The following is an 18,384-nucleotide window of genomic DNA, read 5'->3' on the forward strand; positions in this document are numbered from 1 at the left end:
TATTTTACTTTTTAATCTTTCTTTTATATAATGAAATATATGTATGGACAGAGAAAATGGCAAAAGCCATTTTCTTTTTGTTGTATAAATCGTAATCATTCTTTTTATATTGATTAAAGGTGGAAAGATTCATGGCAAAGCCAATTATTGAAATGAAGGATATTTCGTACTCGTATGGACAGCGAAATGTCATTGATCACATTCATTTAACAGTAGAGGAAGGGAACTTTCTAGCACTTGTTGGACCGAATGGATCTGGTAAAACAACCTTATTAAAATGCCTGCTTGGGCTCATTAAACCACAGCAAGGTGAATTAAAGCTATTTGGCACGCCTGCGTCAAAATTTAGAGACTGGGATCAAATTGGATTTGTTTCTCAAAAGGCGAATAGTTTTAATACGGGTTTCCCTGCTTCTGTTTACGAGGTCGTTGCAAGTGGATTGACGGCGAAAATTGGTTTATTCAAACGAATGAGCAAGCAGGACAAATGGCAAGTTGAGGATGCCATTCGCTCAGTTGGCATACAAGATTTAAAGCACCAAAACATCGGTGAACTTTCAGGCGGTCAGCAGCAACGTGCTTTTATTGCCCGTGCGCTCGTCAGTCAGCCAAAGCTGCTCATTTTAGATGAACCGACGGTTGGGGTAGACCAGCGGACAGTAGAAGGCTTTTATCAGCTGCTTGAAACATTGAACAAAGAAAAAGGAATGTCTTTAATTCTCGTCACACATGACGTTGGCACCGTTTCTGATAAAGTCACCCATGTGGCTTGCTTAAATCAGACACTTCATTTCCACGGGGATGCAGAAACGTTTGATTCAATGGATGATCAAGCGTTATCTCAATTTTACGGACATGACATTCAAGTGATTCATCACGATCATCACCATCATGGGGGACATGAATAATGCTATTTCCATTTTTTCATTATGAATTTTTACAAAATGCGTTTATCGCAGGAATGCTGATCGGCTTTATTGCGCCCTTACTTGGTGTATTTATCGTCGTGAGAAGGCTCTCGCTGATTGCAGATGCCCTCAGTCACGTATCACTTGCCGGTATTGCAGCAAGCTTATTTCTTGATAAAAAGTTTGGCCTCTTGACAGGGGTGAGCCCGCTGTACTTAGGGATGGCGTTTTCTGTTGCCGGTTCATTGTTTATTGAACGTCTGCGCTCCGTGTATAAGCATTATCAGGAGCTTGCGATTCCTATTATTTTATCAGGTGGTATCGGGATTTCCGTCATCTTTATTTCACTAGCGAATGGCTTTAATACCGATTTGTTTAGTTATTTGTTCGGAAGTGTCAGTGCGGTTTCGAGATTAGATCTTTGGATTATTGTTGGGATTTCACTCGTTGTTGTGTTAGTTGTCGTGCTTTTATATAAAGAATTGTTTTTACTTTCTTTTGATGAAGAGCATGCAAAGGCTTCTGGTATTTCAGCGAAATGGATTCATTTTATTTTTATCTTAGTCGTCGCACTTGTCATTGCGGCATCAATGCGTATCGTAGGCACACTGCTTGTCTCCGCGCTCATGACACTTCCTGTTGCGGCAAGTATCCGCATTGCCAAAGGATTTAAACAGGCGATCTTCCTTTCGATCTTGTTCGGTGAATTGTCTGTATTGGCCGGATTAATCTTAAGCTATTATCTAGATTTAGCGCCAGGCGGAACCATTGTGATGCTGTCCATTTTGATTTTAATCGGATGTATTAGTATTGGAAAATTCAGAAGGGGGAATCATCATGAACGTACAAGAAGCGCTTGATTTATTAAAGGAAAAAGGCTACAAATATACAAGCAAACGTGAAGATATGCTTCAATTGTTTTCTGATTCTGATAAATATTTGACCGCTAAAAATGTGCTGACGGCACTAAGTGAAGACTACCCGGGTCTTAGCTTTGATACGATATATCGAAACTTATCGCTATATGAAGACTTAGGTATATTAGAAACAACGGAATTGTCAGGGGAGAAGCTTTTTCGTTTTAAATGCTCATTTTCTCATCACCACCATCACTTTATTTGTCTTGCATGCGGTAAAACAAAGGAGATCGATGCCTGTCCTATGGACAAGCTAGACGCCGATTTAGAGGATTATCACATTAGCGGACATAAATTCGAAATCTACGGAACGTGTCCTTCCTGCGAACCGAAGGAAGTTCACTCATGAAAAAGCCAGCCGCAGAGCTGGCTTTTTCTTTTGTCTTTTTGAAAACGTTTTACAAAGGGCGGCTGTTTCATTAAAATGAGAACAAGGTACGATGCAGCAATTTGCGTCTTTTGGAGTAAAGGGAGGGGTCAAAAGTGGCGTATTATGTCGTGTTCGATGTAGGCGGGACGAGAACAAAACATGGATTAATGGATCAGGATGGGGAGCTGGTCACGAGCGGTGACTATCAAACGAACTGCCGGCAGCTTGAACCGTTTTTAGAAGCTATGGCGGATGTGGTCAAGCAATATCAAAGAACGTCGGATGTCAGCGGAATAGCTATTAGTCTTCCGGGTTTTGTGGACAGTGAAACAGGTTATACAGAATTTGCAGGAGCCATCATCGCCTTAAATGGCCAAAATGTAAAAACACTGCTAGAAGAGAAAACATCTCTTCGTGTTGAAGTTGAAAATGATGCGAATTGTGCAGCTCTTGCAGAAAAATATAGTGGCCATGCGAAAGATTGTGACAGCTTTATTTGTATGACGATTGGGACAGGTGTTGGCGGTGGTCTTTTCGCTGGCGGTCAGCTTGTGCGCGGGGCTTCCTTCCGCGGCGGTGAATTTGGCATGATGCTGACAGAGACAGAAAATGGACAATTTACAACACTCAACAGCAGTGCTTCAACGGCTGGATTAATTCGCAGCTATAAAGAAAAGCAAGGAATTCCGCAAAGTACTCAAATAGACGGTCAAGAAATTTTTGAAAAGGCAAAGCACGATCCGTCCATTGAGAAGCTGGTGGATCAGTGGTATAAGCGAATCGCCATTGGCATTTACAATGTAGCAACTGTTCTTAATCCAGAGAAAATCCTCATAGGCGGCGGCGTAAGTGCAAGACCGGATTTACTATCAAGCATTGAGAAACATTTACATACACTGCATGCATGGAAGAATATTCAGGTGAAGCTGGAAACGTGCTACTACTTGAATCAGGCAGGCATGAAGGGAGCACTGTACCATTTTCTCATGAAAGAAGGTCAGCTTGTTCCATCAAAAAAGCCGATACATTAAACGTATCGGTTTCAGCATGTAGACAAACCCTTGCATTCTTTGTCCACAATCAAAAGCCGATATATTAAAGTATCGGCTTTTCTACATTAATAAGCAGTTTCCAAACGCTGCTCGTATTGTTTGATCCATTGAGATGCTTCCTGCCAGTTGTTGACGCGTATAATCCTGTCGTCAAGGGGCATTTGATTATAAGGGGAGTTAAAAAGAATAACCGGAATGTCAGCCTCTTTTGCAATCATCGTAGCATTCCCATGATGATCCTCGAAAAACACATCAATCTTGTGCTTTTGAACAGCTTCGAGCTTATGATGACCGCCAACCAGCTCAATGTCATCATAGTGCACGTGGTGTTTGTGAAACCACTCGTAGGTGATATCCGCGTGATGCTGCCTTCTTGCTGTAATATAAATCAGCCTGTGTTGATGTTTCATTTGATCAAGAATCTCTTTTGCATCCTTAGCAGGCTTTGCCTGTTTATATATAAGAGGCTCATGCTCATTCATCCAGCCCCAAAATTCTTCTTGAGAAATATTTAAAAGCTTCGTCAAATCATATTCTGTCATATCATCTAGTGTCATGGCACATTGAAACGACTTATTTAAATAGGGAACAAAGGTGTCCTGCGCCGTCACTGTGCCATCTATATCAATTCCTAAACGTAACATGCCCACACTCCTCATTTTTATACTCTTAAAGTGTAACATAATCAATTCACAATTCCAGCAAGTTTTAGCAAACATGAAACAGACATTTTTGCTCATACTAAAAAAGCTCCTTTCTATTAACCAAAAGGGGGAATTGATCATGGAAAGAGACGAAGATTTCAGAAGAAATAATCGTGAAATCGACACAAACTTTAGTAATGATGATGGCTATCTAGAGGAAACAGCTGCTGAAATTGCAGAGCCATATCAGGCTTCAAGAGATCGAGTAGACAGACGAGAACGTGACCAAGCAGGTGACGATTCAGGCAGTAAGGGGATAGGCTATACAGCACTCGCAATTGCGATTATCTCACTATTTGTCTTGCCGGTGCTATTAGGAGTAGCGGCAATCGTCGTTGGTTATATTGCAAGAAGAAAAGGAGCACATGCGCTTGGCGCATGGTCAATCGGGATCGGAATTGTTTCCGTCATCCTTGGCATATTTATCACCCCGTTCTTTTAACAAGAACAGGAAAACGCCTGACAGTGACGTCAGGCGTTTTTTGTTATGCGTTCGCTTTTTCTTTTTCAGCTTCCATTTTTGCATAATGCTCTTCAGCGATTTTATCGATTTCTTTTTTCAGTTCTTCAACCATTGTTTCTTCTGGCACTTTACGAACAATTTCACCTTTACGGAACAATAGGCCTTCGCCTCTAGCTCCAGCAATTCCGATATCAGCTTCGCGCGCTTCACCTGGACCGTTTACAGCGCAACCAAGAACAGCTACTTTAATCGGTGCTTTAATCGTGGAGATATATTCTTCGACTTCATTTGCAATGCTTATGAGGTCGATTTCAATTCGGCCGCAAGTTGGGCAAGAGATCAGTGTGGCTGCATTTGCTGCAAGACCAAATGATTTCAACAGTTCACGTGCTACTTTTACTTCCTCAACTGGATCAGCACTTAATGAAATGCGGAGTGTATTCCCAATCCCCATATTCAAAATAGCGCCGAGACCAGCTGCACTTTTGACTGTACCTGCAAATAATGTACCTGATTCAGTAATCCCAAGGTGAAGAGGGTAATCAAACGCTTTTGCCGCTTTTTCGTACGCCTCAATTGCTAGGTTAACATCAGATGCTTTCATGCTGACGATGATATCATGAAAATCTAGATCTTCTAGAATTTTAATGTGGTGCAGTGCACTTTCGACCATACCATCTGCTGTTGGGTAGCCGTATTTATCAAGAATTTTTTTCTCTAATGAACCGGCGTTTACCCCAATACGGATTGGAATGCCTTTTTCTTTTGCTGCTTTCACAACAGCTTCGACTTTTTCTCGTCTTCCGATGTTCCCTGGGTTGATTCGAATTTTGTCTGCACCTGCTTCAATGGCTTTCAGTGCAAGCTTGTAGTCAAAATGAATATCGACAACAAGCGGGATGTTGATTTGTTTTTTAATATCCGCAATCGCATTTGCTGCACGCTCGTCTGGGCATGCGACACGCACGATTTGACAGCCTGCTTCTTCAAGACGCTTAATTTCAGCTACTGTCGCTTCGACATCATGTGTTTTGGTTGTTGCCATACTTTGGATGACAACTTCATTATTTCCACCTATAGTTAAAGGTCCCACTTTGACGGGACGCGTTTTAGTACGATGTGTGACTTCACTCACTTGTCAATCGCTCCTTAGTGTACAAGCAATCATTTGCCATGTACGTCTTGTTTTACAGTTCATATTGTAACAGTCTCTTTGTATGAATGACAAGGAATTAACGTTTTATCTCTTATACACCGGAAACTTATATGTGCTGCCTGCCCGAATTTCGTTTGCTTTGACGCCTTGATTCAGCTCTTCAAAATCTTCAATGACTTCATCAAGTGGCTTGCTTGTATGGACGATAGAGACGACGGTTTCACCTTGTTTCACAGTCACATTCTTATATGCTTTTTTCTCAGGTGTTTGAAAGGCATTTGCAGGGACAGCTGGACCTTCTTCAACAGGGATGGTGCCATTTTTTAAATCAAAAAAGATAATAAAAAGGACAAACAAACTGATTAGCAAAAAAATAATACGCCGCATTTCACTCACCGCTTTTAAGAGTTTACTTCAGTCTATGCATGTCCTGAAATGATAGAACCAAAATGAGGAGAAAAGCTGGAAAGCGTGGTTCTAGTTAGTTCTAGTGAGTCTTGTAATGAATTGAAAAAACACTTTGTTTTACGCTTGGCGGTGCTTTTTTCAAGCTTCTATGACCATTATGATAAAATAAAAGAAGGGGGAGTTTATGAAGAAACTAAGTCAGCATATATATGTGAGAACGCTAACAGAAAATGATGCACAATCACTATTCACACTTGAACTTGAGAATCGCTCATATTTTCAGCAATTTACACCTTTGGTCAAAGATGATTTTTTCACGTTATCTCGTCAAATTGAACGAATTCAGCGCAGTGTGGAAAGATGTGCACGGGATGAAGCTTACATGCATGGTATTTTCTTAAATGAAACAGATGCCTTAATTGGGACGATCTCATTAAGTTCTGTCGTAAGAGGCCCGATAGAAGGAGCTTGGCTGGGGTATGTACTTGATGAAAAGCATGGCGGGAAAGGGTATATGACAGAAGCCATTCGTTTAATCATCGATTATGCCTTTGATGAACTGCACCTTCATCGTATTGAGGCTGGAGTAAAGCCGGGTAATATAGGTTCCATTCGTGTGCTTGAAAAGACAGGTTTTGAAAATGAGGGACTGAATCGTAAAAAAGTAAAGATTAATGGCGTATGGGAGGATCATTATTTGTTTGCGATGATTCATCCAGATGAATCATAGAGCATGAACATACATAAAAAGCTCCTCCAAGTTGGGGGAGCTTTCATTTACTCATTAACTTTTGACAAGTGGTTTATGTTTAGCGGGTATTTCCTTTACGACAAGGTATAAGAAGATAAAGTTAATGACCCAATTTAATAAAAATGAATTCGCAACAGGCGTGTTTAATGCACTCATGATGGCGAAAAAGACCGTTGTTAATGTGAGTGAATAAGCAGAGAGTTTCCAAAGCATTTGGAAAGACAGCTCTTTTTGCTGCATGCGTTTAATAAATGTACCAAGCATCGCAAGGAAAGTTGCGCTAATGAACATGAGAGCCGCAGTTGATAGATACAGCAGCACACAGATGACTGGGATAATAATCGCTTGATTCTGATTTGTGACGCGGGCAAGTTCGTCTTTTGTCAGCGTCCCACCAAGCAGCTGATACGGGATATCTGTCATTTGGCCATCAATGGCAATCACTGCTTTTTCTTTTAATAATGCGATGGCTGTTTGCTTTGATTCAAGCTCACTTGCTTTTATTTTTTCAGCAGGATCAAAAATGATCGTAATGCCGTTTTCTTCTTTTTCTATCGGTTCACTTTGATCCGCTTGAAGCTTTCCTTTTTCGATTGAGAAATCAGGTAAATCTTTTTTGATCACATGCTGAAATCCTGACATCGCATTCGAGATCTCCTGACTCATATGATAACCCTGAGGAACTGCTGCGATGATCGAAAGGATAAAAATGAATAAAATCGCTTTGCCAATCCCTGTAAACCGTGCTTTAGCAATATCTTTTGGAGAATAAATGCCTTTTAACAATAGTTTAAATACGTTCAATCAATTCACTTCCTACATTCTTTTCTATTTCTCATATTGTATCAATGTCTATCTATCAAGTACAAGTATGGCCTTCATCGCTGGTTAAGATAGATGGAATGAGGCATAATGTATACAGCATATAAAAAGGAGGCGGCAGTGACTTGGACGTGCTGTATTGGATTCTGGTTATCTGTGCATTTATCATTGCGTTTGTTGGACTTGTTTATCCAATTATCCCTAGCGTGGTCTTTATGGTTCTCGGATTTATTCTATATGGTTTCTTTTTCAGCTTCGAGCCGCTTACACTGACGTTCTGGCTCATTCAAGCCGTGTTTACCGCGGTATTATTTGCGGCAGATTATGTCTCAAACCTCATTGGGGTCAAGCGTTTTGGCGGCAGTCGTGCAGCTATTTGGGGAAGCACCATTGGGTTATTAGTCGGTCCTTTTGTGATTCCCGTTGCAGGAATTATCATTGGTCCATTTATCGGAAGTGTCATTGCAGAGCTCCTTGTTCATCAAAAAGATGTGAAGACGAGTGTGAAAGTGGGATTAGGCTCATTAATCGGGTTTATATCAGGTGTATTTGCCAAAGGATTGATTCAAGCGCTGATGCTGGGCATCTTTTTATTTTATGTCCTTCGCTAAATAGAAAAAGGGAGTTTAAAACTTTTTCTAAAGGGCTAAATACAAAATAAACACTGAAATGTTTCAGATCATGAGCAATAACATTGAAACAAGCCAATTCTTTTGATACTCTTTGAGTAGGTTGAATTGCTTGCTTACGACCTAAGGAAGCATTTCAGTACATACATTTCTAAGGAGGAATTTAACCATGGCTTTTAAACTTCCAGAATTACCATATGCTTACGATGCATTAGAACCACATATCGACAAGGAAACAATGACGATTCACCACACAAAACACCACAACACATACGTAACAAACTTAAACAAAGCAATCGAAGGTGTATCAGCTCTTGAAGATCAATCAATCGAAGAGCTAGTGGCTAACCTAAACTCTGTGCCTGAAAACATCCGTACAGCTGTACGTAACAATGGCGGAGGACATGCTAACCACTCATTATTCTGGACGCTTCTTTCACCAAACGGTGGCGGCGCACCAACTGGTGAACTTGCAGATGCAATCGAAAAAGAATTAGGCGGATTTGAAAAATTCAAATCTGATTTCGCTGCAGCAGCTGCAGGACGCTTTGGTTCTGGTTGGGCATGGCTTGTTGTGAACAATGGCAAACTTGAAATCACAAGCACGCCAAACCAAGATTCTCCTTTAACTGAAGGAAAAACACCAATTCTAGGACTTGACGTTTGGGAGCATGCTTACTACCTAAACTACCAAAACCGTCGTCCTGATTACATTTCAGCTTTCTGGAATGTTGTGAACTGGGATGAAGTGGCTCGCCTTTACAGCGAAGCTAAATAAATCATTCGATTTGAAAAGACCTGCTCTTTAGAGAAGCAGGTCTTTTTATATTTTCCCTCCTTTTTTTACATATCTGCCTTTTGATGAGACAGACTATTGTGTAGAAAAGGAGAATGAAATATATGAGCAGATTAAAGAAAATGTTCGGGGACATGGATGTTACAAGAGATTTAATGCTCCTCCTCACGATTGGCGGATTATACGCACTTGCCATTGCGCTTTCTAATACGTTTGTAAACGTGTATTTATGGAAACAGTCTGGGAAATTCACGGATCTTGCGATTTACAATCTGGCTATTGTTGTGCTTCAGCCCATTACATTTTTATTCGCAGGCCGGCTCGCTAAAAAAATAGACCGGGCGTTTGTCCTTCGTTTCGGCGTTATCTTTTTAGCCGCTTTTTACTTAATTGTCTTAATGGCAGGAGAGCAAGCGGCCGCGCGGCTTGTTTTATTAGGGAGTGTCCTTGGGATCGGCTATGGTTTTTACTGGCTTGCTTTTAACGTACTTACCTTTGAGATCACTGAGCCTGAAACAAGAGATTTCTTTAATGGGTTTCTCGGAGTGCTGTCATCTACTGCTGGCATGATCGGTCCTCTCATTGCGGGGATTGTCATTTCTCAATTAACGGATGATACAGGCTATACGGTGATTTTCACGTTATCGCTTTTTTTGTTTTCCCTCGCGGTTGTGATGAGCTTTTTCCTCAAGAGAAGGCAGTCAAAAGGGAAATTTATCATCAAGCAAATATGGAAAGAACGCCATGCCGACGAGAATTGGCGTAAGATTACAACAGCTCACTTTTTTCAAGGGCTTCGTGAAGGGGTCTTTGTCTTCTTAATCAGTGTCTTTGTGTTTATTGCAACAAACAGTGAGCTTGCTCTCGGGACGTTTGGTTTAGTGAACTCCGGTGTTGCCTTTTTCGCTTATTTCTTCGCTACACGTTTGATTAAGAAAAAGTGGCGAAAGAAAGCCATTATGCTTGGCGGGCTGATTTTATACGGCGCCTTGTTCTTAATCGTCTTTCACTTGTCCTATGTATCACTTCTCATGTATGCGGTAGCCATTGCGATAGGATACCCGCTTCTGCTTGTTCCATATGTATCCTTAACATACGATGTCATCGGTCATGCAAGGTATGCAAGGAAAGCCCGAATTGAATATATTGTGGTCAGAGAGCTGTTTTTAAATGCTGGCCGTATTTGTTCCATTGTGTTGTTTCTTCTGTCTGTCACCTTACTAGGTGATGAGCTCGGAATTCCTGCTTCTCTTGTTGTGCTTGGAGCGGGACACACACTCATTTATTATTTTGTAAAAGATATTCATTTAAAAGAAAAAACAGCTGATATGAAAGAGACTGACGGTCAAAAGCCAGTTTCTCACACGAACCTTATTAAGGGAGAAAGGTAAAATTTCTTACCAATGGAACATCAAATTTCTAGATAAATAATAGAAAAACCGCTAAAATGATGATGGCACCTTTTATACACAAAAAGGGGTGCCATTTCTTTCTTGATAGAAAAGGTGATGTGATGAGAAACAAGAAAAACAAAAAAGACGCAAAGGAAGGGCGCAAAACACTTCCACTCCGGCTGAATTTACTATTTTTAGCTGCGTTTATTATTTTTACCGGTGTTGTTGTGAGACTCGGATTTGTACAAATTGTCAATGGAGAAGATTATAAAAAGCAGGCAGAAAAACAAGAAGATGTGAATGTCAGCTCATCTGCTCCGCGCGGAAAAATTTACGATCGAAACTATAATACGATTGTCAGCAATAAAGCGCTAAATGCCATTACATATACGAGAACCTCGACAACTTCACAAGAAGAGCGGCTCAAAGTGGCAACAAAATTAGCGGATATGATTCATGTGAGTACGAAAAAAATCACAGATCGTGACAAAAAAGATTTCTGGATCTTAACGCATCCGAATGAAGCGAAAAAGCTTGTTCAAAAGGAATCGGAATTAAAGGGTGACGATAAGGTCTCTGATGATAAACTATATGAGCTACAACTAAAACGCATCACGGACAAGGAATTAAATCAACTGACGAAAAAAGACTTGCAAGTGCTTGCGATTAAAAGACAAATGGATGCAGGCTATGCACTTACGCCTCAATTCATTAAAAATGAAGATGTGAAGCCAAGCGAAATTGCTTACGTCTCTGAGCATTTGGACGAGCTGCCAGGTGTGGATGTCACGACAGACTGGTCACGCAGCTACCCGTATAAAGGACTGCTCCGCAGTATGCTCGGCAGTGTATCCTCAAGTGATGAAGGGCTTCCGCAGTCACTTCTTGAACATTATTTATCGCTCGGCTACAGCCGAAATGACCGTGTAGGAAAAAGCTATCTAGAATATCAATATGAAGATGTCCTGCAAGGCCAAAAGGAAAAAGAACAGAGCACAACTGATAAAGAGGGCAATGTGACAAGCTCTAAAGTGCTAACAGAAGGAAAGAGCGGGAAAGATCTTGTGCTCACCATTGATATTCAGCTGCAAAAAGCGGTTGAAAAAATCGTTGAAAAGAATTTGAGAAGTGCGAAACAAAGAGGCGGAACAGAGCTTCTTGATCGCGCGTTTGTTGTCATGATGGACCCGAGAAATGGAGAGGTTCTCTCAGTTGCGGGGAAACAGATTTCAAACAAAAACGGAAAATACAAATTTGATGACTACGCATTAGGAACGATGACATCATCTTATGCGATGGGCTCAGCTGTCAAAGGGGCAACTGTACTGACGGGATATAAAACAGGCGTGCTTCACATAGGAAGTACCCAGTACGATGAACCGCTGTATATCGCGCAGTCACCGCCCAAGAAATCCTATCAAAATATGGGACTCATTAATGATTTAACGGCACTCGAGCGTTCATCTAACGTGTATATGTTTAAAACAGCGATTGCCGTTGGAAAAGGGGAGTATCGTAAGAACCAGCCGCTCCCAATCGATCCGAAAGCTTTTGATACATTCCGCTATAATTTCAGTAAATTTGGTCTTGGGGTCAAAACAGGGATTGACCTGCCAAACGAAGCGACAGGCTACCGGGGAACGTCTACACAATCTGGTCTCCTGCTTGACTATGCAATTGGACAGTATGATACGTTTACACCGCTGCAAATGGCGCAATACGTTTCAACAGTTGCCAATGGCGGATATCGTTTACGTCCGCAGCTTGTTAAAGAAGTGAGAGAGCCAGATCCGCAGCGCGGCATTGGTGCTGTGACAGAATCCGTCAAACCGGACGTATTGAATAAGCTAGACATGACGAGTGATGAGATCAAGCGTGTTCAGCAAGGCTTCAAGCTTGTTATGCAGAACCCACGAGGGACAGCCTATTCGAACTTTGGCAACAAAAAATACAACCCGGCTGGCAAAACAGGGACCGCTCAATCATTCTATGACGGCCCAATTAAAAGCAAACGCGGCACACCGACGTATAACACCACTCTTGTTGCGTATGCGCCTGCTGATAATCCAGAAGTGGCCATTTCCGTCGTTGTACCGTGGGTGTATCAAGACTACAATCAGCGCTATCCAATTACAAATGATATCGGTGAACAAGTACTAGACAAGTACTTTGAGCTGAAATCAAAACAGGAAAGCAATGATACACAAGCGAAGAACAAAAATAAAATTGAAAATGAAGCAGAAACAAATGACTAGACCTTTTCTAGGTAAAAACGCTCACTTTTTGTGGGCGTTTTTTTACGTTTTCTTCAAATTTTTCGAGATAAATTGACAAAATGCATAAAAAACATCGCAAGAATTCTACAAAACTTCGACATTTACAAAACCTTAACATTTCATTTAAACGAAATTAATAAAGAACCTTTAATGTATTACTCGTAGGACAAATTATTCAGGGGGTATTCTTGAAATGAAAAAGAACAAATTATGGCTGCTTACTTTCCTTACTATCGCATTGTTAGCATTCGTCACAGCATGCGGAAACAGCAGCTCAAGCGGAGATTCAAAAGACAGTAAAGGAAATGCTTCAAACAAAGATGAGGCATCAGGTTCCATTACCATCTCAGGATCATCTGCGATGCAGCCTTTAGTTCTTGCGGCAGCAGAAAAATTCATGGATAAACATCCAAAAGCCGATATTCAAGTGCAAGCCGGCGGTTCAGGAACTGGACTTTCTCAAGTGTCAGAAGGATCTGTACAAATTGGTAACTCAGATGTATTCGCAGAAGAGAAAGATGGAATCGACGCAAAAGCTTTAACAGACCACAAAGTAGCAGTTGTTGGAATGGCCGCAGCTGTAAACCCTGAAGTGGGTGTCAAAGACATCACAAAGGACGAATTGAAAAAAATCTTCACTGGTAAAATCAAAAACTGGAAAGAGCTTGGCGGGAAAGATCAAAAAATCACTCTTGTGAACAGACCTGACTCTTCAGGAACTCGTGCAACATTTGTGAAGTATGCACTTGATGGTGCAACACCTGCAGAAGGAATCACAGAAGATTCTTCAAACACAGTGAAAAAACTGATTGCAGAAACACCAGGTGCGATTGGATACCTAGCATTCTCTTATTTAACAGATGACAAAATTACACCGCTTAGCATTGATGGTGTGAAACCGGAAGAAAGCAATGTAGAAAGCGGTAAATATACAATTTGGGCTTACGAGCATTCTTATACAAAAGGTGAGCCGGATGGTCTAGCAAAACAATTCTTAGATTACCTCATGAGTGATGAAGTACAAAAAGAAATCGTCAAAGACCAAGGCTACATCTCAGTTTCTAATATGAAAGTAGAAAGAGACGCAACAGGCAAACAAACAGATAAGTAAGAGGTCTTGAATTGCTGATGAAGGAAAAGTGGAGCTTTTCACTTTTCCTTTTATGACATTCATAGGAGTGTAGAAAAAGATGAAGCAGATAGAACATACAGAAGCGAGCGATCGACTGATCAGCTCGAAGAAAAATAGGCAAATGGATGAAGTAAGAGGAAGTATTTTGGTGAGATTCTGCGCATTCTTAATGATTGCTGTATCAATCGCCATTACCATCTTCCTTGGCATTAAGGGTTTACAATCTTTCATCGTAAATGGTGTAAGCCCAATTGAGTTCTTAACCAGTATCAATTGGAACCCAACAGCAGAAAACCCGCAGTACGGTGCATTTCCGTTTATCTTTGGATCAATCGCCGTCACGCTCCTATCGGCACTCATTGCAGCGCCGCTAGGCATCGCAGGCGCCATCTTTATGACAGAAATTGCACCTGCTTGGGGACGTAAAATCCTCCAGCCAGTCATTGAATTGCTTGTAGGGATTCCATCCGTTGTTTACGGATTCATAGGTCTTACAGTATTGGTGCCGTTTATCGGACATTTCAAGTCAAGCGGCTCAGGACATAGCGTGCTAGCAGGAACGATTGTCCTGTCTATTATGATCCTACCAACCGTTACATCCATTGCGACTGATGCAATGGCTTCACTACCAAAAAGTTTACGTGAGGGATCGTATGCACTAGGCGCAACAAGATGGCAAACGATTAGACGTGTGCTTGTCCCGGCAGCTCTGCCAACATTAATGACAGCGGTCGTGCTCGGCATGGCTAGAGCATTTGGAGAAGCCCTTGCTGTACAGATGGTCATTGGAAACACGCGTAATTTACCAGAGAGCATTATGGATACAGCTGGTACATTAACAACCATTATTACGTTAAACATGGGTCACACAACGTATGGAAGTGTTGAGAACAATACACTTTGGTCAATGGGACTTGTCCTTCTAGTTGTATCATTTATGTTCATACTCATTATCAGATACTTGTCGTCTAGGAGGAAGATTTAATGAATAGCAAAATGACCGATCGTTTTGCCACATTTATATTTGGATTATGTGCTGCCATTATTACGGCGATTCTCGTTGGTTTGTTTTCTTATATCATTTTCAACGGTGCAAAAGAATTAAATTTCGATTTTTTGACAACCCGCTCAAGTGCGATTGGCTCTGGCGGCGGCATCAGGGATCAGCTGTTTAACTCGTTTTATATTTTGTTTATTACGATGCTGATCACAGTCCCGCTTGGCGTCGGCGGCGGAGTGTATATGGCAGAGTATGCACCTCAAAACAAAGTCACAGATTTTATTCGTACATGTATTGAAGTGCTGTCTTCACTTCCGTCTATCGTCATTGGGATGTTTGGTTTACTCATGTTTGTGAATTTAACAGGCTGGGGCTATACGATCATTGGAGGAGCTCTTGCGCTCACTGTGTTTAACCTGCCGGTGATGGTCAGGGTGACAGAAGATGCGCTGCGCTCTGTACCGAAGGATCAAAAGGAAGCATCACTTGCGCTTGGTGTAACGAAGTGGCACACAGTCAAAACGGTCCTTATTCCAGGTGCGCTTCCGTCTATAATCACCGGTGCGATTTTAGCATCAGGAAGAGTCTTTGGTGAGGCGGCTGCTCTTCTTTTTACAGCAGGTCTCTCAACACCGCGCCTTGATTTCACAAACTGGAGTCCTTTTTCTGATACGTCACCGCTGAATGTTTTTAGACCGGCTGAAACATTAGCCGTTCATATATGGAACGTCAATACACAAGGAATCATTCCAGATGCAGAAGCCATTGCAAATGGTGCATCAGCCGTACTTGTGCTTTCAGTCTTATTGTTCAACTTAGCAGCTAGATGGCTTGGTTCATTTATTCATAAAAAGCTTACGTCAAAATAATGTGAGAGAGGTGTGAAGGGGATATGGTTCAAATGCTGGCAGAAAAAAAAGAGATTGCAGCGAAAAAGGCTCCACTTCAAGCGGAACAGATTTTACAGGTGCAGGATTTAAGCATTTATTATGGTGAAAAAAGAGCGGTCAATCACATTTCATTCGAGATCGAGAAGAATGCGATTACCGCATTAATCGGCCCATCTGGCTGCGGTAAGTCTACCTTTTTACGCAGCATTAACCGCATGAACGACTTAATTCCAGGTGCGAGAAGTGAAGGGGCGATCATGTACGAAGGGTTAAATATTTTGGATGACCGCATTAATGTGGTGAATTTAAGAAGAGAAATCGGCATGGTCTTCCAAAAGCCAAATCCATTTCCTAAATCGATCTACAATAACATCACCCATGCGTTAAAGTATGCCGGGGAAAAAAGAAAATCTGTGCTTGATGATGCGGTTGAGGAAAGCTTAACAAAGGCGGCGCTATGGGATGAGGTCAAAGATCGTTTGCACAGATCTGCTTTGTCATTGTCAGGCGGTCAGCAGCAGCGCCTTTGTATTGCACGTACACTTGCGATGAAACCTAGTGTTCTGCTATTAGATGAACCGGCTTCTGCCCTAGACCCCATCTCAAATGCGAAAATTGAAGAACTATTAGGGGAATTGAAAAATGATTATTCAATCGTCATTGTGACACACAACATGCAGCAAGCGCTCCGTGTATCAGATCGTACGGCCTTTTTCTTAAACGGAGATCTAGTAGAATATGATGCCACAGAACGTATCTTTACACGTCCTGCGCAGCAAAAAACAGAAGACTATATCAATGGTCGATTTGGATAAGGCGGGTGGATTTGATGAATGCAGTAGCAACTGAAACAGCAAAAAAAGAAGTGTTTCGTGTGAATGATATGAACCTTTGGTATGGACAGCATCATGCATTGAAGCATATTGACTTAGCGATTAGAGAGCATGAAGTCACAGCGATTATCGGCCCATCCGGCTGCGGAAAGTCAACCTTTATTAAAACGTTAAATCTTATGGTCAAAACAGTGCCAGGTGTGAAAATCACCGGGGATATGATGTATAACGGTGACAACATTTTAAAAGGCCGTGTCGATTTAGTGGAGCTGCGTAAAAATGTCGGGATGGTGTTTCAAAAAGGGAATCCATTCCCTCAGTCTATCTTTGATAATGTCGTATACGGACCAAGAATTCACGGAGTAAAGAGCAAGCAGCAATTGAAAGAAATCGCTGAAAAAGCGCTTCGAGATGTTGCCCTTTGGGATGAAGTGAAAGATCGATTAAGTGCGCCCGCTCTAGGTCTTTCTGGCGGTCAGCAGCAGCGTCTTTGTATCGCAAGAGCCATTGCCACAAGCCCAGACATCTTATTAATGGATGAACCAACATCAGCGCTTGATCCTGTCTCAACATTAAAGATTGAAGAATTGATTATGAAATTGAAAGAGAAATATACAATTGCCATTGTGACGCATAACATGCAGCAAGCGGCTAGGGTATCAGACCGAACGGCATTCTTCTTAATGGGGGAGCTTGTTGAGGTTAATGATACGAATGTGATGTTTTCTGAGCCAAACGATCAAAGAACGAATGATTATATATCTGGTCGATTTGGATAAGAAAAGCCCCCTGGAGGTCAGTGCCGCCAGGGGGCTTTTGTTGTTATTTTGTTAAGGCTTTGACAATCTGTTTGAACGTCATCCCTGTTTTTAAATTGAACTTGCCTGCACGAATTTCTTTATGGTAGCCGGCGTCAATTACGTAATCATTAAAATCTTTAGACGAGTTGATGATGCCGTCCTTTTCAAGCATGTCTGAAACATCACTTGTACTCATACCGTTTTTAATCACGAATTTGATCGATTTGCCTTTAGGCTTTTGTTTATCACTCTTAGAATCGCCGTCTTCATTTGCCTTCAGCGCTTTTTCTTTATAGTCAAGAAGCTGCTGGTACGTTTCACGGCTGACAGTGACTTCTTTTTTGGAGTCTAAATAGTTTTTCACGTCAGTGTCTGTTACTTTCTGTGCGAGGGTTTCTTTTGTTGTTGTATCAGCTGCTGCCTCGTCTTTCCCAGTGAGAAAAAAGACAATCGCAAGAACCCCAGTTGCAAGAATCATACCTGCTGCAAACGTTTGGATGCTTTTTTTCGTCATACAAGCACCCTCTCGTTGTCTTTAATGATCATGTTGACATCTTCTACAGATACATGCTCAGCGCGCGCAATGGCCTCAGGAGACATGCCATTTTGGTGCTTTGAAATGATCTGTCTTGCGATGGATGGATCAATTTCTGAATGCTTGCGAACGACGATGTTTGTTTCAAGTAATTCTTCTTCAAGCACTTTCATTTTCTTTTTCAGTTTATAGATTTCTTGCATTGCAGATAGTTGAAGTGTTTCAAGTTCCTGCTCGACTTCTTTAATCGGCTCTCTTTGAAAATATGAGAATGCGATCAGTACAATACTGACAACAAGCAATCCGATAATTGCAATTTCCATGTTTCATCACCTTTTATTCATATTTTTATGCTGAAAGCCATAAAAGGCTTTCAAGATTGTTTCAGACAGTTTTCGACCCTTCTTTTTTATACCATAAAAAAGCTAGTTTCAAAAGGAATTGCTGAAGAAAATCACCTTTTTTTCATCTTTTTTCTTTTTATATGTAAAACGGGTATGAAACCTTGCTTCGCTGTCAAAATAAATGAAAGAGGCGGGGAGAAGAGG

Annotated in this window: 21 protein-coding genes; 15 read left to right on the plus strand and 6 right to left on the minus strand. The window is 41.4% G+C overall.

What is annotated here, in order from left to right:
- The first annotated feature begins 131 nt into the window (after positions 1-131).
- The 4 genes from C6Y02_RS07345 to C6Y02_RS07360 all read left to right on the plus strand — a co-directional run bounded on the left by C6Y02_RS07345 (position 132) and on the right by C6Y02_RS07360 (position 3,226).
- Positions 132-908, plus strand: a complete 777-nt coding sequence (locus C6Y02_RS07345) for a metal ABC transporter ATP-binding protein (protein WP_095285396.1) — start codon at positions 132-134, stop codon at positions 906-908.
- Positions 908-1,768: a metal ABC transporter permease gene (locus C6Y02_RS07350; protein WP_060596671.1), complete on the plus strand. Its 861-nt coding sequence runs from the start codon at positions 908-910 to the stop codon at positions 1,766-1,768. The genes C6Y02_RS07345 and C6Y02_RS07350 overlap by 1 nt, the downstream gene beginning before the upstream one ends.
- Complete coding sequence (zur, locus tag C6Y02_RS07355; RefSeq protein WP_012010595.1) at positions 1,746-2,174, plus strand: zinc uptake transcriptional repressor Zur; 429 nt, start codon at positions 1,746-1,748, stop codon at positions 2,172-2,174. Before C6Y02_RS07350 ends, zur begins: the two co-directional genes overlap by 23 nt.
- 134 nt (positions 2,175-2,308) lie before the next feature.
- Positions 2,309-3,226, plus strand: a complete 918-nt coding sequence (locus C6Y02_RS07360; protein ID WP_060596672.1) for an ROK family protein — start codon at positions 2,309-2,311, stop codon at positions 3,224-3,226.
- A gap of 86 nt (positions 3,227-3,312) precedes the next feature.
- Here the strand turns inward: C6Y02_RS07360 and C6Y02_RS07365 are convergent, their stop codons facing one another.
- Positions 3,313-3,891, minus strand: coding sequence for a 5' nucleotidase, NT5C type (locus C6Y02_RS07365; protein ID WP_060596673.1), 579 nt, complete (start codon positions 3,889-3,891; stop codon positions 3,313-3,315).
- Positions 3,892-4,030: 139 nt separating this feature from the next.
- Between C6Y02_RS07365 and C6Y02_RS07370 the strand changes: the two genes are divergently transcribed.
- Positions 4,031-4,393, plus strand: coding sequence for a DUF308 domain-containing protein (locus C6Y02_RS07370; protein WP_106030987.1), 363 nt, complete (start codon positions 4,031-4,033; stop codon positions 4,391-4,393).
- A 43-nt stretch (positions 4,394-4,436) separates the two neighbouring features.
- On the opposite strand, the gene ispG is transcribed toward C6Y02_RS07370, so the two are convergent.
- Together ispG and C6Y02_RS07380 are read right to left on the minus strand one after the other, a co-directional pair.
- Positions 4,437-5,549: a flavodoxin-dependent (E)-4-hydroxy-3-methylbut-2-enyl-diphosphate synthase gene (gene ispG, locus C6Y02_RS07375; protein WP_106030988.1), complete on the minus strand. Its 1,113-nt coding sequence runs from the start codon at positions 5,547-5,549 to the stop codon at positions 4,437-4,439.
- 105 nt (positions 5,550-5,654) lie between these two features.
- Positions 5,655-5,957 carry a hypothetical protein gene (locus tag C6Y02_RS07380; RefSeq protein ID WP_003217371.1) on the minus strand — a complete coding sequence of 101 codons (303 nt, stop codon included), beginning with the start codon at positions 5,955-5,957 and terminating at the stop codon, positions 5,655-5,657.
- 205 nt (positions 5,958-6,162) lie between these two features.
- Here C6Y02_RS07380 and C6Y02_RS07385 point away from each other — a divergent pair, with 205 nt between their 5' ends.
- The gene (locus C6Y02_RS07385; protein WP_060596677.1) at positions 6,163-6,708 is read left to right on the plus strand and encodes a GNAT family N-acetyltransferase; all 546 of its coding nucleotides are present in this window, start codon (positions 6,163-6,165) and stop codon (positions 6,706-6,708) included.
- A gap of 54 nt (positions 6,709-6,762) precedes the next feature.
- Here C6Y02_RS07385 and C6Y02_RS07390 read toward each other — a convergent pair whose 3' ends face one another.
- A complete protein-coding gene (locus C6Y02_RS07390; RefSeq protein ID WP_060596678.1) occupies positions 6,763-7,533 on the minus strand; it encodes a DUF1189 domain-containing protein in 771 nt (256 codons plus the stop codon).
- Positions 7,534-7,676: 143 nt separating this feature from the next.
- Between C6Y02_RS07390 and C6Y02_RS07395 the strand changes: the two genes are divergently transcribed.
- From C6Y02_RS07395 to pstB (C6Y02_RS07435), 9 genes are all read left to right on the plus strand, one after another.
- The gene (locus tag C6Y02_RS07395; RefSeq protein WP_060596679.1) at positions 7,677-8,162 is read left to right on the plus strand and encodes a DUF456 domain-containing protein; all 486 of its coding nucleotides are present in this window, start codon (positions 7,677-7,679) and stop codon (positions 8,160-8,162) included.
- A 187-nt stretch (positions 8,163-8,349) separates the two neighbouring features.
- A complete protein-coding gene (gene sodA, locus C6Y02_RS07400; protein ID WP_007501264.1) occupies positions 8,350-8,958 on the plus strand; it encodes a superoxide dismutase SodA in 609 nt (202 codons plus the stop codon).
- Positions 8,959-9,080: 122 nt separating this feature from the next.
- A complete protein-coding gene (locus C6Y02_RS07405) occupies positions 9,081-10,367 on the plus strand; it encodes an MFS transporter (protein WP_060596680.1) in 1,287 nt (428 codons plus the stop codon).
- A 122-nt stretch (positions 10,368-10,489) separates the two neighbouring features.
- Positions 10,490-12,625, plus strand: coding sequence for a peptidoglycan D,D-transpeptidase FtsI family protein (locus C6Y02_RS07410; RefSeq protein WP_060596704.1), 2,136 nt, complete (start codon positions 10,490-10,492; stop codon positions 12,623-12,625).
- Positions 12,626-12,839: 214 nt separating this feature from the next.
- Positions 12,840-13,757: a phosphate ABC transporter substrate-binding protein gene (locus tag C6Y02_RS07415; RefSeq protein WP_034661310.1), complete on the plus strand. Its 918-nt coding sequence runs from the start codon at positions 12,840-12,842 to the stop codon at positions 13,755-13,757.
- 79 nt (positions 13,758-13,836) lie between these two features.
- Positions 13,837-14,763, plus strand: a complete 927-nt coding sequence (pstC, locus tag C6Y02_RS07420) for a phosphate ABC transporter permease subunit PstC (protein ID WP_060596681.1) — start codon at positions 13,837-13,839, stop codon at positions 14,761-14,763.
- On the plus strand, positions 14,763-15,647 hold the full coding sequence (pstA, locus tag C6Y02_RS07425; RefSeq protein ID WP_003217489.1) for a phosphate ABC transporter permease PstA: 885 nt from the start codon (positions 14,763-14,765) through the stop codon (positions 15,645-15,647). Before pstC ends, pstA begins: the two co-directional genes overlap by 1 nt.
- Before the next feature lie 23 nt (positions 15,648-15,670).
- The gene (gene pstB / locus C6Y02_RS07430; protein ID WP_034661308.1) at positions 15,671-16,483 is read left to right on the plus strand and encodes a phosphate ABC transporter ATP-binding protein PstB; all 813 of its coding nucleotides are present in this window, start codon (positions 15,671-15,673) and stop codon (positions 16,481-16,483) included.
- Between the two features lie 14 nt (positions 16,484-16,497).
- Complete coding sequence (pstB, locus tag C6Y02_RS07435; protein ID WP_066030657.1) at positions 16,498-17,280, plus strand: phosphate ABC transporter ATP-binding protein PstB; 783 nt, start codon at positions 16,498-16,500, stop codon at positions 17,278-17,280.
- Positions 17,281-17,323: 43 nt separating this feature from the next.
- On the opposite strand, the gene C6Y02_RS07440 is transcribed toward pstB (C6Y02_RS07435), so the two are convergent.
- Positions 17,324-17,815: an endolytic transglycosylase MltG gene (locus C6Y02_RS07440; RefSeq protein ID WP_034661306.1), complete on the minus strand. Its 492-nt coding sequence runs from the start codon at positions 17,813-17,815 to the stop codon at positions 17,324-17,326.
- A complete protein-coding gene (locus C6Y02_RS07445; protein ID WP_003217285.1) occupies positions 17,812-18,159 on the minus strand; it encodes a hypothetical protein in 348 nt (115 codons plus the stop codon). Before C6Y02_RS07445 ends, C6Y02_RS07440 begins: the two co-directional genes overlap by 4 nt.
- Positions 18,160-18,384: the final 225 nt, after the last annotated feature.

This window comes from Bacillus sp. NMCC4 (genome assembly GCF_002998555.1).
In the GTDB taxonomy this organism is placed as follows: Bacteria; Bacillota; Bacilli; order Bacillales; family Bacillaceae; genus Bacillus.